This is a genomic window from Hamadaea flava (genome assembly GCF_024172085.1).
Lineage (GTDB): Bacteria > Actinomycetota > Actinomycetes > Mycobacteriales > Micromonosporaceae > Hamadaea > Hamadaea flava.
This window is the reverse complement of record NZ_JAMZDZ010000001.1, coordinates 6,956,168-6,969,059: the sequence shown is the minus strand read 5'-3', so window position 1 is coordinate 6,969,059 and position 12,892 is coordinate 6,956,168. Positions and strand designations below refer to the sequence as shown.

The window sequence follows — 12,892 nt, the reverse complement described above, 5'->3', positions numbered from 1 at the left end:
TCAGCCCTTCTGCTTTTGTTCCTGCTTCTCCTGGGCCGTTGCCGAGTCTGCCTCCGCGGCTTCGTCGGCGTCGTCGGGTCTGTCCGCGTCGTCAGGTCCGTCCGCGTCGTCGGATTCGGCGTCCGGCTGGGCGGGCGCGTCCGGGCGGGCGCCGGAGGCGGTGAAGGCGTCGTACTCGGCCTCGGTCACGACCTGGAAGCCCTTGCCGCCGTCGGCCGCCGGGATCACGAACTCCTGCGGGCCCTTGCGCAGCAGGAAGAAGATCAGCGCGCCGAGGAAGACGATGATCGAGGTCCAGACGTTGAGGCGGATGCCGTAGAAGTGGTTCGCCTCGTCGGTGCGGATCGTCTCGATGACGCCCCGGCCGGCCGTGTACGCCATCACGTAGAGCGCGAACGCCCGGCCGCGGCCGAACTTGAACCGGCGGTCGGCGAGGTAGACGAAGACCGCGACCAGCAGGTTCCAGATCAGCTCGTAGAGGAACGTCGGCTGGTAGAGGCCCTCCAGCAGGACCGGCTTGCCGTCCGGCCCGACGAGGGCGTGCCCCTGGTTGTTCGGGTCCATCTTGTGGACTTCCAGACCCCACGGAGTGTCGGTGGGGCCGCCGTAAAGCTCGTTGTTGAACCAGTTGCCGAGGCGGCCGATCGCCTGTCCGACCGGCAGACCCACCGCCATGCTGTCGGCGACCAGGGCCAGCGGCAGGCCCATCTGCTTGCAGGCCAGCCAGGCCCCGAGCGCGCCCAGCGCGATCGCGCCCCAGATGCCGAGGCCGCCCTCCCAGATGTAGAGCGCCTTGATCGGCTCACCGCCGTCGCCGAAGTACGCCTCCGGCGAGGTGATCACGTGGTAGATCCGGCCGCCGATGATGCCGAACGGGACGGCGTAGACCGCGATGTCGAGGATCGCCCAGCGCGGAGCGCCGCGACGCCGCATGCGGTAGTCGGAGATGACCGCGGCGGCGATGATGCCCACGATGATGCACAGCGCGTAGGCCCGGATCGGGATCGGCCCGACCTTCCACACGGCGACGGAAGGGCTCGGGATCGACGCCAGCACCTGACTCGACAGGCTCTGGGTCAGCTCAGCGGCGAGGTTCACGGGCACACGCTACCGTCCGTGCGCCGAAATACATAGCGGCTCAGAGTTGCTCGAAGCGGAACTCACGCAGGAAGCAGTCCCTGGGCGGGCCCACCGCGAAAAGCACGCAATCGGCGACGGACGCCGCGGTCAGCGGAGAACCCGCCGTACGCGGGCCGTCCTGCACGAAATCGGGTGGGAAAAGGGAAACAACCCGAATCCCCTCGGGCCGCAGGCGATGGGAGAGGATCTCGGCGTACCCGGCCTGGGCGTGCTTGGCGGCGTAGAACGCGGGATGGGCGGGCGACCGATGGTGGCCAGGTTCCCCGGCGGCGGACACGACGTTCACGACGTCCGGCCGGTCGGACCGCCGAAGGAGCGGCAGCAACTTCTCCGTGAGCAGGATCGTTCCGGTCGCCGCACCCTGCACCGTCTCGGCGATCCGCTCGTCGTCCGCCGGGCCCTCCAGATACGCCGCCCCGTTGTTGATCAGCACGTCGACCCGATCGGTCCGAGCCGACACCGTCTGGGCGAACTCGGCGACCGAGGCCGGCTGCGCCAGATCGCAGGCGTACGCCGACGCCGAGCCCACGGCCGCCCATTCGATCCCGCGGACGGTCTCCTTCGCCGCCGCCTCGTCCCGCGCCGACACGAACACGTGCGCGCCCCGCTGAGCGAACTCCCCCGCCAGCCGTCGTCCCAGTCCACGTCCACCGCCGGTGAGCACGACCCGCATCCCTTCGAACCCCATGGGCCGATCAGACCACGTCAAGTCAGGTTGAGGTCAAACTCGCGGAGTACGCCGTGACCGCGCCGAGGTCCCACAGCGCCTCCCGATCGGCCGGTCCGAGCGCACCCACGACGGCCACCGGTTCCCGCGTACGCGCCCAGGACATGCCGCCTGCGATGGTCTCCACCGCCCGCACCGCTCCGGAGGTGTCGTTGTTGCCGTGCACATAGAGCCCGTACGCCAGCCCGACCTTGTCGGTGAGGCACGGGTAGTAGACCGTGTCGAAGAAATGCTTGAGCGCACCCGACATGTACCCGATGTTCGCCGGGGTGCCGAGCAGCACCGCGTCAGCGGCCAGCAGATCGGGGACGGTCGCGGCCAACGCCGGCCGGGTCACCACCTCGACGCCCTCGATCTCATCCGTACGCGCCCCGCCGAGCACGGCTTCGAGCATCTCCTGCAGGACGGGTGAGGTCGTATGATGCACGACGAGCAGACGGGCCACGCCCCCAGCCTGCCATCCAGCCGGACGCTCGGCGTCCGAGCCCGACCCGGCGCGCTGAGCAGATCCGGCCGCGCTGACTTGATCCGGTCGCGCCCATCCGGCCGCGCTGACTTGATCCGGTCACGCCCATCCGGCCGCGCCGAGTTGATCAGGGCCGGACGGAGTCGATCAGGGTGCTGGGGACACGACACACCGGTTGATCACGACCGATAGTTCATGATCGCGCAGAGAAGGCAGAGAACGCGGGGTAGGCGAGCGGTCAGCGAGCGTCGTAGAGAGCGAGGTACCGAGCGGCCCGCTCAGGGTCCGGCGAGACCCCGTACGCCGAGAGGAAGGCGTCGGCGTACCCGGGCCCCATGTTGTACGGCTGTTCCAGGCTGTTCAGCGCGACGGCCAGGTCCAGCCACCGGTCGGCGACGCAGAGGTCGCCGAGGTCGATGTACCCGGTGACGACGTCGCCGGTGAGGAACGCGTTCGGCAGGACGTAGTCCCCGTGGCAGACGACGAGGTCGGCGTCGGGCGGCAGGTCGGGGAACCAGAACGGGCACTCGTCCACCGGCACGGTGTCGTGGAAGAACCGTAGGCCCTGGGCGAACGCCGTCACCAACGCGACCGGGTCGGCCGCCCGCAGCGGATGCGTCGAAGCGTCCACTCCGGACAGTTCGGTGGTCATGAGCCAGTCGTGGTCGCCGTCGCTGCCGAACTCCACCACTTCGGGGACCCGGACCCACGGCAGGGCCCAGCGCGTACGCAGGGCCTCGTCGTGCAGCCGCCCCGTCGAAGGGGTGAGCTTGACGTACCGGACGGAGTCGTCCGGGCCGGTCAGCCGATACGTCGGCCGCCCGGCCTCCCACTCGTAGACCTTCTCGGCGTGCCATTTGGCGTACCGGTCGGCCAGGTCGTGAACCGGCAACGGCTCGCCGAGCCCACGGCGGCTCACGACGCGCGTGCGGACCGGACGCCTGCCGCCAGCTCCACGGTCAGGGCGCGCAGCGAAGCCAGGGTCGGGTCGTCGGCCACCGCCTTCACCAGGGCGCTGCCCACGATCACGCCGTCGGCGTACCGGCCGACCTGCGCGGCCTGCGCCCCGTCGCGTACCCCCAGGCCCACCCCGACCGGCACCGGAGAGTTGGCCGCCTTGACCCGCGCGACCAGCTCGGGAGCCGCGTCCGAGACGGCGTCGCGCGCCCCCGTGACGCCCATGACCGCGGTGGCGTAGACGAACCCACGGCAGTGGGCGACGGTCATCGCGATGCGCGCGTCGGTCGACGAGGGCGAGACCAGGAAGATCCGGTCGAGCTTGTGCTCGTCGGAGGCGGCCAGCCAGTCCTCGGCCTCGTCCGGGATCAGGTCCGGGGTGATCAGGCCCGCGCCGCCCGCCGCGGCCAGGTCGCGCGCGAAGGCGTCGACGCCGTATCGATCCACGGGGTTCCAGTAGGTCATCACGACCACCGGCACGCCCTTGCCGGTCACGGCCTCGACCGTGGCCAGCACATCTTTGGTACGCACACCGCTCGCGAGCGCTCGCTCGGTGGCCCGCTGGATCACCGGTCCGTCCATGACCGGATCGGAGTAGGGCAGGCCGACCTCGACGAGGTCCACGCCGGAGTCGATCAGGGCGTGGACGGCGTCGATGCCGCCCTGGACCGTCGGGAAGCCCGCCGGCAGGTAGCCGACGAGCGCCGGGCGACCCTCAGCCAGGGCCTTGTCGAAGAGGCTCACACCGTCTCCCCGGTGAACAGGCCGAAGTACGCCCCGGCGGTGTGCATGTCCTTGTCGCCGCGTCCGGAGAGGTTGACGACGATCGTGGCGGGCCGGCCCAGCTCGGCCGACAAGGTGGGGGCGATCCGCAGCGCACCGGCGAGCGCGTGCGCGCTCTCGATCGCCGGGATGATCCCCTCGGTCCGGCAGAGCAGCGCGAACGCGTCCATCGCCTCGGCGTCGGTCACCGGCTCGTAGATCGCCCGGCCGGTGTCGTTCAGCCAGGCGTGCTCCGGCCCGACCGCCGGGTAGTCCAGCCCGGCCGAGATCGAGTGCGACTCGATGGTCTGCCCGTCCTCGTCCTGCAGCAGGTAGGTGCGGGCGCCGTGCAGGACGCCGGTCTCGCCGGCGGTGATGCTCGCCGCGTGCCGCCCCGTCTCGAACCCGTCGCCGCCGGCCTCGAAGCCGTAGAGGCGGACCGACTCGTCCGGGATGAACGCGTGGAACGCGCCGATGGCGTTCGAGCCGCCGCCGATGCAGGCCGCGACCGCGTCCGGCAGCGCACCGGTCAGTGCGAGGCACTGCTCCCGGGCCTCGACGCCGATGCCGCTGACGAAGTCACGCACCATCGCGGGGAACGGATGCGGCCCGGCGGCCGTGCCGAGCAGGTAGTGGGTGGAGTCCACATTGGTCACCCAGTCGCGCAGCGCCTCGTTGATGGCGTCCTTGAGCGTCCGCGACCCGTGCGTCACCGGGATGACGGTCGCGCCGAGCATCTTCATCCGCGCGACGTTCAGCGCCTGCCGCTCGGTGTCGACCTCGCCCATGTAGACGACGCATTCGAGATCGAGGTACGCCGCCGCGGTGGCGCTCGCGACGCCGTGCTGGCCCGCGCCCGTCTCCGCGATCACCCGTGGCTTGCCCATCCGCTTGGTGAGCAGCGCCTGCCCGAGCACGTTGCGTACCTTGTGCGCGCCGGTGTGGTTGAGGTCCTCCCGCTTGAGCAGGATGCGGGCGCCCGCCTGCTTCGACAGCCGGGTGGCGTCGAACAACAGCGACGGCGTGCCGGCGTACTCGCGGAGCATCCGGTCGAACTCCCCGGTGAACTCAGGGTCGGCCATCGCCTTGCGATAGTGCGCGTCCAGTTCGTCCAGGGCGGCGACCAGCGCCTCCGGCACGAAACGGCCGCCATACGGGCCGAAGTGCCCCCGCTCATCGGGCTGCATCTCTACTTACCCCCATCCCGTTGATCATGGAGTTGACTGTGGTGTGGACGGCGTGTCGACACCGGAAACTCCATGACCAACGCAGGTCTGCCGGTTAGCGGGCGGGGCGCGGCGTCGCCGGGTGGTTACCGGCGTTGACCAGTTCGGCCACCGCTTCCCGCGGGCTCTTCTGCGTGACGAGGCCCTCCCCGACGAGGACGGCATCGGCGCCGGCGCTCGCGTATCGGATCAGGTCCAGCGGGCCGCGTACGCCCGACTCGGCGATCTTGACGACGTGATTCGGCAGGCCGGGCGCGATCCGCTCGAACACCGAACGGTCGACCTCCAGCGTACGCAGGTCCCGGGCGTTGACACCGATGACGCGGGCCCCGGCTTCGAGCGCGCGGTCGGCCTCCTCCTCGGTGTGCACCTCCACGAGGGCGGTCATCCCGAGAGACTCGATCCGCTCCAGCAGCCCGACCAGCACCTTCTGGTCCAGCGCGGCCACGATCAGCAGGACGAGGTCGGCGCCGAACGCCCGCGCCTCGTGCACCTGGTACGTGGAGACGATGAAGTCCTTGCGCAGCACCGGGATGTCGATCGTGGCCCGGACGGCCGCCAAGTCGTCCAGCGAACCGCCGAACCAGCGGCCCTCGGTGAGCACGCTGACACAGCGTGCGCCGCCGGCGGCGTACTCACCGGCCAGCTCGGCCGGGTCGGGGATCTCAGCGAGCGCCCCCTTGGACGGCGACGACCGCTTCACCTCCGCGATGACGCCCACGCCGGGTCGGCGGAGTGCGGCGTACGCGTCGAGCGGCGCCCGTGCCGCTTCCGCCCGCCGCCGGATCTCCTCCAGCGGAACCTCATGCTGACGTGCCTCGACGTCCTCCCGGACGCCGGCGATGATCTCGTCGAGAACGCTCCCCGTCACCTGCGTTTTCCCATCTCCAGGTGCCATGGGTGGATGCTAGGCGGCGAGATGTCGGCCTCGGACTCGGGGGTATGGCGCGCACCACCGAATGGAATGGTGCATAATGCCGGGCCGCCCCCGTGACGGCCCGGCGAGAACTCCCAGCTCAACTCTGTCGCAGGGCTGGCATAGGGATCGGGATCGCATAGAAGGTCGCCCCCGCGCCCATCCCGCCCTCGCACGTGTTCGGCGGCTGAGTCGTGACGCCCCGCGTCGATGGCTTCTCGGCGGCCCAGAACATGTACCCGAGGAGACCGGCGGTCGTTCCGGCCCCGTTCGGGGCGGCCGCGGTCAGCCACGAGCCGGTGCTGTTCTGCAGCGAGCCGGCGAAGTTGGTGCACTCCGGCCGGACCTTGCTCCCCTCGGCGACGTAGAGACCACCGGTGAACTTCGCCGGAGCCAGCGGGAGCACCGGCGGCGAATAGGTCGGCTTGCCGTCGAGGTGCTCCTGCCAGTTGGCGATCGCGCTGGAGGTCGACGGCTGACGGGCCGGCACCATGGCGTTGGCGTAGTCCAGCACTGGAGTGTCGGTCCGCAGCCAGTCCGCGGTCGCCTTGCGGTTGATGTCGATCAGCCAGCGGTCCCCAGCGGCCGTGTCGATGGTCAGCCGGGCGGTCGGATCGGTCCCGGCCGCGTTGTACGGATGCACCGCCCGGTACGCCGTGATGAAGTTCTGCAGCTGGCTGAGGTTCGGGTTGGAGTTCTGCTCGTAGTCGATCTCGATGCCGACGCCGAGCTGGGTCGCCACCGCCGCCGCCCGCTGCCCGAGCAGCGTGCCGTTCTCGGCCAGCGCCGCGTCCCATTCGTCGGTGTAGGTGATCCCGCCGATGGACAGCATCACGCGTACGCCGCGCGAGGTGAAGTAGTTGACGATCTCCGGCGTCATCCCCCGAGGTACGCCGTTCAGCGTGGCCGTGTCGGTCGTCTGATGCAGGAGCTTGAGCGGCTCGACGAAGCTCAGGACCACCAGGTTGACGCTGGGCCGCCCGTCTCCCCGGTCGATCAGCCAATGGTTCTTCGAATCGAACTCGGCGACCGTGCGGACAGTGCCCCAGATGCAGGCGTCGTCGCTGCAGTGCCAAGCCCCGTAGATCTGCGGCGGGGTGCCGGCCGCCTGAGCCGGGACCGGCGCGGCCAGCATCCCCACGGCTACCGCGAGGACGAATGCGAGCAACCTTCTCATGGAAAGAAACTTAACTACTTGACTGCGACAGCGGCGCTCGGCCGATCGAGCGAGCCACTTGTCACGGCGGTGACACGAATCGGAAATCCGCAGCGTAGAAGGTATGTCCCAGAACACTTGAGACGCCCGGCACGTTGAGATGCGTTCATGGCCTCGGGTGACCAGAATGGTCGACGGGCATTCGTCAGGAGGCGGTCGTCATGTCCACAATCGCACCCGAACGGGACATCACCGCGGTTCCGCGCGCCGTCATCACGTTCAGCGCCCGGCTGCTGGGCCAGCTTCAGCGCGCGCTGACCGACGAGAAGGCAGTCGCCACCGCACAGAGCAACGCCTGGGACGCCGTGTGCGCCGACCGGGCCCGCGCGGCCGAACGGGCCGACCTGCGCGCCCGCCTCCGCCGCCCCTAGCCCCCGCGCTACTCCCGCGCGCCGCTACTCCCGCGCGCCGCCGCGCTCGCCCGCTCGCCGCGCTCCCCCGCTCGCCGCGCTCGCCCGCTCGCCCGCCGGCTTTCCGCGCGATCATGAACTATCGGTCGTGATCGACCGGCGTGTCGCGTCCGCAGCACCCTGATCGATCCCCCGACTCCATGATCAACAGGCCGTCAGGGCCGGACGTTGGGCCGAGCTTGGTCCAGTGCCCTACAGCTGCGTTGTACGGCTGGAAACGGAGATCATGTCCCCAGGTATGCGCGACAGTGCTCATTTCCGCATACCACCGGAACTTGATCTTCAAAACTGCCCTTCGATCGCTGACCACGGGCACTTGATCATGAATGGCGGCTGATCCGCAGCTGATCATGACCATAAGTTCATGATCGTCCAGACAGGGCACGAGCCCGACCCAGACAGGGCGCGAGCCCGACCCGGACAGGGCGCGAGCCCGACCCAGACAGGGCACGAGCCCGACCCAGACAGGGCGCGAGCCCGACCCGGACAGGGCGCGAGCCCGACCCGGACAGGGCACGAGCCGGAACCCCGCGAAAGAGACGGCGTTAGCGGGCGGTGGGGTCTTCGCCTCGGTCGACGGCGTCCCACAGGTCCTTCGTCGATTCCGGCTTCGACGGGTCGGACGAAGGCGACGTAGCGGATGAAGGCGACGAGGACGACCGGCCCGATGGCCGGATGCGCGGCCACAGGAGCAGGGCCAACGAACCGGCGAACACCGCCAGCGCCACTGGGCGTACCCATGAAGCGATCTTGTCCCCGGCGAGCCAGACGACGCCCGCGGCGATGACCAGAACGAGAAGTACGCGGTTCTTCATCGCGCGGCCCGCAGGGTCTGCGCGGCGGCGATGGCCGACAGGACCGCCATAGCCTTGTTGCGGGTCTCCTGTTCCTCGGCGGCCGGGTCCGAGTCGGCGACGATGCCCGCCCCGGCCTGGACGTACGCCCGCTGTTCCCGGATGAGCGCGGTGCGGATGGCGATGGCCATGTCGAGGTCGCCGCCGAAGCCGAAGTAGCCGACCGTGCCGCCATAGAGGCCGCGCCGCGTTGGTTCGAGGTCTTCGATGATCTCCATCGCGCGGACCTTCGGCGCACCGGACAGCGTGCCGGCCGGGAAGGTCGCGCACAGCGCGTCGAAAGCCGACTGTTCGGGGCGCAGCTCGCCGGTGACCGTCGAGACGATATGCATGACGTGACTGTAGAACTCGATCGTGGCGAACTCCGGCACCTCGACCGTGCCCGGCCGGCAGACCCGGCCCAGGTCGTTGCGCCCTAGGTCGACGAGCATGACGTGCTCGGACCGTTCCTTGGGGTCGGCGATCAGCTCGTTCGCCAACCGCGCGTCGTCCTCGGCGGACACGCCCCGGGGCCGCGTGCCCGCAATGGGGTGCAGCATCGCCTTGCCGGTCGCGGTGACCTTCAGGTGCGCCTCCGGGGACGACCCGACGATGTCGAAGCCGTCGTACCGCAGCAGGTACATGTAGGGGCTCGGGTTCGTCGTCCGCAACACCCGGTAGACGTCCAGCGCGTCGGCCTCGCACTCGGCCTCGAACCGTTGCGCCACCACGATCTGGAAGCAGTCGCCCGCGCGGATCGCCTCCTTGGCGGCCTCGACCGCCTTCGGGAACTCACCGTCGGGCGTACGGCTGCGCAACGCGGGCGCGCCCACGCCGCGCACGGTCGAGACCAGGGGTGGTGTCGGCCGCGACAAAGCCGTCGTCATCGCGTCCAGCCGGCCCACCGCCATGTGGTACGCCGCCCGCACGTCCGCTTCGGTGCCGTCCGCGGGGAGAACCGCGTTCGCGATGAGAATCGCGGCTCCGGCGTAATGGTCGAGCACCACCAGGTCGGTCGCGAGCATCAGGCCCAGCTCGGGCAGGTGCAGGTCGTCCTCGGCGAGACTGGGCAGCCGTTCGAGCCGCCGGACGAAGTCGTAGCCGAGGTAGCCGACGAGCCCACCGGTCAGCGGCGGGAGATCGTCGTCGAGGTGATCGTGGCTCAACGCGGCCAGGGTGGCCCGCAGGACGTCGAGCGGATCGCCTTCGCTGGGCAGGTCGGCCGGGGGCGTACCGAGCCAGACGGCTTCGCCGTCCCGTTCGGTGAGCGTGGCCAGCGAGCGTACGCCGATGAAGCTGTAGCGCGACCAGGCCGCACCGGCGGCGGGCTCGGCCGATTCGAGCAGGAAGGTGCCGGGGCCGCCGCCGAGCTTCTGGTAGACGCCGACGGGGGTCTCGCCGTCGGCGAGCAGCCGCCGGGCGACGGGGAGCACCCGTCTTCCCTGTGCCCGCTTCTCGAAGTCGTCGAGATCCGGGGTAACGGCACCAGACAGCATCAGGCCCCCAACGGCAGTTCGGTGAAGAAACACGTCGGCGCACCGGTGTGGCAGGCCGCCCCGACCTGCTCGACGTCGAGCAGCAGCGCGTCGCCGTCGCAGTCGAGCCGGACGGCCTTGACGTGCTGCACGTGCCCGGAGGTCTCCCCCTTGACCCAGTACGCCTGCCGGCTGCGCGACCAATAGGTGGCTCGGCCGGTCCGGAGCGTACGCGCCAACGCCTCGTCGTCCATCCAGGCCAGCATCAGGACCTCACCGGTGTCGTGCCGCCGGGCGATCGCGGCGACCAGCCCGTGCTCGTCGCGTTTGAGCTGCTGGGCGATGGCTGGGTCGAGGGTCGAGTCGGGCATCCCACGATTCTCCCGCGCCGTGTCGGCGATCCGCGACAGGGGTGGGTTGGGTTGACCACTCCGCAGAACTCATCTAGCGTTGAATTCAACGGACAATGAAATCTGGGAGGAACGATGATCGAGGTCAAAGACCTGGTGGTGGACCGCGGCAAACTTCGGGTGCTCGACGGCTTCAGCTGCTCGGTCCCGACCGGCAGCATCACCGGGCTGCTCGGCCCGAGCGGCTCGGGGAAGACCACGCTGATGCGGGCCGTCGTCGGCGTACAGCTCGTGCGGAGCGGCACGGTGACCGTGCTCGGCCAGCCCGCCGGGTCGGCCACGCTCCGGCACAAGATCGGCTACCTCACCCAAGCGCCCAGCGTGTACGCCGACCTGACCGTCCGGGAGAACGCGCGGTACTTCGCCGCCCTGCACGGGCTCGACAGCGCGCACGCCGATCAGGTCGTGGTCGACGTCGGCCTGGGCGGCGCAGCGACCCAGCTCGTCGGCGACCTCTCCGGCGGCCAGCGCAGCCGCGCCTCCCTGGCGTGCGCGCTGGTCGGCAAGCCGGAGATCCTGGTGCTCGACGAACCCACGGTCGGGCAGGACCCGGTGCTGCGGGACGAACTGTGGGCCCGGTTCCGGCAACTGGCCGTCGACGGGGCCACCGTGCTGGTCTCCAGTCACGTCATGGACGAGGCCAACCGGTGCGACCGCCTGCTGCTGATCCGGCGGGGCGAGCTGATCGCCGACGACACCCCGGCGGCGGTCAAGGCATCCGCCGGCACCGAGGACCTCGACCAGGCGTTCCTGACGCTCATCCGCCGCCACGGTGACGCGCTGGAACAGGGCGGTCTACCGGCAGGAGAAGAGCGATGACGCTGCTGCACACCACCGCTCGGATCCTCCGCCAGCTGCGCCACGACAAGCGCACGATCGGTCTGCTCGTCGTGGTGCCGACGCTGCTGCTCACGTTGCTGTACTTCATGTACGACAACCAGCAGGCGGTCTTCGACCGGGTGGCGCTGATCATGCTGGGGCTGTTCCCCTTCATCATCATGTTCCTGGTCACCAGCATCGCGATGCTCCGGGAACGGACCACCGGGACGCTGGAACGGCTCCTGACCACCCCGCTGCGCCGAACGGACCTGCTGTTCGGCTACGGGATCGCGTTCGGCGTCGCCGCCGCGATCCAGGCGACGATCGCCAGCGCGCTGGCGTACTGGCTGCTCGATCTCGACACCGCGGGCAGCCCGGCGCTGGTCATCCTCATCGCGGTCACCAACGCCGTCCTCGGCGTGGCGCTCGGCCTGCTGGCCAGCGCGTTCGCCCAGACGGAGTTCCAAGCCGTCCAGTTCATGCCGGTCGTCGCCCTGCCCCAGATCCTCCTGTGTGGACTGTTCGTCCCTCGGGATCAGATGGCGGGCTGGCTTCAGGCGATCAGCGACGTCATGCCGCTGACGTACGCCGTCGAAGCGCTCCAAGAGGTGGGCGCGAACGCCGACGCCACCTCGACGATGTGGCGTGACCTCGGCATCGTCGCCGGAGTCGTGGTGCTGGCCCTCGTGCTCGCCTCGATGACCCTGCGGCGGCGTACGCCCTGACCGGATCGGCCGCGCGGCCTCCCGATGGGTGGTCGCGCGGCCCGGCCTAAGGTGGATCATCGTGATGGCGAAGAGGACGGGCCGCCGCCCGGGCAGCCCGGACACGCGAGAGGCCATTCTCGCGTCGGCGCGGCAGGCGTTCGCCGAACGCGGCTTCGACGGCGCGACCGTACGCCAGATCGCCGCCGGAGCCGAAGTCGATCCGGCGCTGGTGCACCACTACTTCGGCTCCAAGGAACAACTGTTCCTCGACACCATGAAAGTCCCCATCGACCCGCGTACGCTCATCGACGGAATCACGACGGCGGGAGTCGACCACGTCGGCGAGACGCTGATCAGGGCCTTCCTGCGAGTATGGGACTCCCCCGCCGGCGGCATCGGAGTGGCGCTGATCCGTTCCGGGGTGACCAACGAGATGGGCGCGCGCCTGCTGCGGGAATTCCTCCAGACGCAGATCCTGCGACGAGTCGTCAAACAGCTCGACCTCGACCCGGCCGAAGCGCCGATCCGGGCCGCCCTGATCGCCTCGCAACTCGCCGGGCTGGCCATGATGCGGTACATCATCAAGCTCGAACCCCTCGCGAGTGCTGCGGTCGACGACCTCGTCGGGATGTTCGCCCCCACGATCCAGCGGTACGCCACGGGCCCGCTCCCCGCTCCCCGCTAGCGGTCGCTCACTCCGCTCCCCCGCACGCCGCGTCGCGTCGCGCTCTCCTGCTCCGCGCCTCGTCTTGCATCACGCCGCGTCGTCCCCCGCCGCGCCTTCCCTCGCCGCGCCGCTTCACGCGCGCTCTACTCGACGACGCGTCC

At 70.0% G+C, this 12,892-nt stretch carries 15 protein-coding genes; 4 read left to right on the top strand and 11 right to left on the bottom strand.

Annotation, left to right across the window (positions count from 1 at the left end):
- The 8 genes from lgt to HDA40_RS32710 all read right to left on the bottom strand — a co-directional run bounded on the left by lgt (position 1) and on the right by HDA40_RS32710 (position 7,371).
- Positions 1-1,098, bottom strand: a complete 1,098-nt coding sequence (gene lgt / locus HDA40_RS32745) for a prolipoprotein diacylglyceryl transferase (RefSeq protein ID WP_253761657.1) — start codon at positions 1,096-1,098, stop codon at positions 1-3.
- A 40-nt stretch (positions 1,099-1,138) separates the two neighbouring features.
- Complete coding sequence (locus HDA40_RS32740) at positions 1,139-1,828, bottom strand: SDR family oxidoreductase (protein ID WP_253761656.1); 690 nt, start codon at positions 1,826-1,828, stop codon at positions 1,139-1,141.
- 22 nt (positions 1,829-1,850) lie between these two features.
- Positions 1,851-2,312, bottom strand: a complete 462-nt coding sequence (locus HDA40_RS32735; protein ID WP_253761655.1) for a flavodoxin family protein — start codon at positions 2,310-2,312, stop codon at positions 1,851-1,853.
- Between the two features lie 259 nt (positions 2,313-2,571).
- Complete coding sequence (locus HDA40_RS42320) at positions 2,572-3,252, bottom strand: phosphotransferase (protein ID WP_253761654.1); 681 nt, start codon at positions 3,250-3,252, stop codon at positions 2,572-2,574.
- Positions 3,249-4,034 (bottom strand): tryptophan synthase subunit alpha, encoded by a 786-nt coding sequence (gene trpA / locus HDA40_RS32725; RefSeq protein WP_253761653.1) that lies wholly within the window; start codon positions 4,032-4,034, stop codon positions 3,249-3,251. The genes HDA40_RS42320 and trpA overlap by 4 nt, the downstream gene beginning before the upstream one ends.
- Complete coding sequence (gene trpB, locus HDA40_RS32720; protein ID WP_253761652.1) at positions 4,031-5,239, bottom strand: tryptophan synthase subunit beta; 1,209 nt, start codon at positions 5,237-5,239, stop codon at positions 4,031-4,033. The genes trpA and trpB overlap by 4 nt, the downstream gene beginning before the upstream one ends.
- Before the next feature lie 94 nt (positions 5,240-5,333).
- Positions 5,334-6,176: an indole-3-glycerol phosphate synthase TrpC gene (trpC, locus tag HDA40_RS32715; RefSeq protein ID WP_253761651.1), complete on the bottom strand. Its 843-nt coding sequence runs from the start codon at positions 6,174-6,176 to the stop codon at positions 5,334-5,336.
- Between the two features lie 118 nt (positions 6,177-6,294).
- Entirely contained in the window at positions 6,295-7,371 is a 1,077-nt protein-coding gene (locus HDA40_RS32710) for a glycoside hydrolase family 18 protein (protein WP_253761650.1), read from the bottom strand.
- Between the two features lie 200 nt (positions 7,372-7,571).
- Here HDA40_RS32710 and HDA40_RS32705 point away from each other — a divergent pair, with 200 nt between their 5' ends.
- Positions 7,572-7,781: a hypothetical protein gene (locus tag HDA40_RS32705; protein WP_253761649.1), complete on the top strand. Its 210-nt coding sequence runs from the start codon at positions 7,572-7,574 to the stop codon at positions 7,779-7,781.
- A gap of 584 nt (positions 7,782-8,365) precedes the next feature.
- Here HDA40_RS32705 and HDA40_RS32700 read toward each other — a convergent pair.
- From HDA40_RS32700 to hisI, 3 genes are read right to left on the bottom strand one after another with little or no spacing between them, the layout of a single operon-like run.
- Complete coding sequence (locus tag HDA40_RS32700) at positions 8,366-8,635, bottom strand: hypothetical protein (RefSeq protein WP_253761648.1); 270 nt, start codon at positions 8,633-8,635, stop codon at positions 8,366-8,368.
- Complete coding sequence (locus HDA40_RS32695; RefSeq protein WP_253761647.1) at positions 8,632-10,149, bottom strand: anthranilate synthase component I; 1,518 nt, start codon at positions 10,147-10,149, stop codon at positions 8,632-8,634. Before HDA40_RS32695 ends, HDA40_RS32700 begins: the two co-directional genes overlap by 4 nt.
- A complete protein-coding gene (gene hisI, locus HDA40_RS32690) occupies positions 10,149-10,499 on the bottom strand; it encodes a phosphoribosyl-AMP cyclohydrolase (RefSeq protein WP_253761646.1) in 351 nt (116 codons plus the stop codon). The genes HDA40_RS32695 and hisI overlap by 1 nt, the downstream gene beginning before the upstream one ends.
- 114 nt (positions 10,500-10,613) lie before the next feature.
- Between hisI and HDA40_RS32685 the strand changes: the two genes are divergently transcribed.
- The 3 genes from HDA40_RS32685 (at position 10,614) to HDA40_RS32675 (ending at position 12,749) form a co-directional block, all read left to right on the top strand.
- Positions 10,614-11,357, top strand: coding sequence for an ABC transporter ATP-binding protein (locus HDA40_RS32685; protein WP_253761645.1), 744 nt, complete (start codon positions 10,614-10,616; stop codon positions 11,355-11,357).
- Complete coding sequence (locus HDA40_RS32680) at positions 11,354-12,082, top strand: ABC transporter permease (RefSeq protein ID WP_253761644.1); 729 nt, start codon at positions 11,354-11,356, stop codon at positions 12,080-12,082. Before HDA40_RS32685 ends, HDA40_RS32680 begins: the two co-directional genes overlap by 4 nt.
- Before the next feature lie 64 nt (positions 12,083-12,146).
- Complete coding sequence (locus HDA40_RS32675; protein WP_253761643.1) at positions 12,147-12,749, top strand: TetR/AcrR family transcriptional regulator; 603 nt, start codon at positions 12,147-12,149, stop codon at positions 12,747-12,749.
- The last annotated feature ends 143 nt before the right edge of the window (positions 12,750-12,892 follow it).

What these genes read in the sequence shown, in the direction of transcription:
- HDA40_RS32685 (WP_253761645.1), top strand. Translation starts at nt 10,614, where the DNA reads ATGATCGAGGTCAAAGACCTGGTGGTGGACCGCGGCAAACTTCGGGTG.
- hisI (WP_253761646.1), bottom strand. Translation starts at nt 10,499, where the DNA reads ATGCCCGACTCGACCCTCGACCCAGCCATCGCCCAGCAGCTCAAACGC.
- HDA40_RS32700 (WP_253761648.1), bottom strand. Translation starts at nt 8,635, where the DNA reads ATGAAGAACCGCGTACTTCTCGTTCTGGTCATCGCCGCGGGCGTCGTC.
- HDA40_RS32740 (WP_253761656.1), bottom strand. Translation starts at nt 1,828, where the DNA reads ATGGGGTTCGAAGGGATGCGGGTCGTGCTCACCGGCGGTGGACGTGGA.
- HDA40_RS32705 (WP_253761649.1), top strand. Translation starts at nt 7,572, where the DNA reads ATGTCCACAATCGCACCCGAACGGGACATCACCGCGGTTCCGCGCGCC.
- trpB (WP_253761652.1), bottom strand. Translation starts at nt 5,239, where the DNA reads ATGCAGCCCGATGAGCGGGGGCACTTCGGCCCGTATGGCGGCCGTTTC.
- HDA40_RS32680 (WP_253761644.1), top strand. Translation starts at nt 11,354, where the DNA reads ATGACGCTGCTGCACACCACCGCTCGGATCCTCCGCCAGCTGCGCCAC.
- trpC (WP_253761651.1), bottom strand. Translation starts at nt 6,176, where the DNA reads ATGGCACCTGGAGATGGGAAAACGCAGGTGACGGGGAGCGTTCTCGAC.
- HDA40_RS32675 (WP_253761643.1), top strand. Translation starts at nt 12,147, where the DNA reads ATGGCGAAGAGGACGGGCCGCCGCCCGGGCAGCCCGGACACGCGAGAG.
- HDA40_RS32710 (WP_253761650.1), bottom strand. Translation starts at nt 7,371, where the DNA reads ATGAGAAGGTTGCTCGCATTCGTCCTCGCGGTAGCCGTGGGGATGCTG.
- HDA40_RS32695 (WP_253761647.1), bottom strand. Translation starts at nt 10,149, where the DNA reads ATGCTGTCTGGTGCCGTTACCCCGGATCTCGACGACTTCGAGAAGCGG.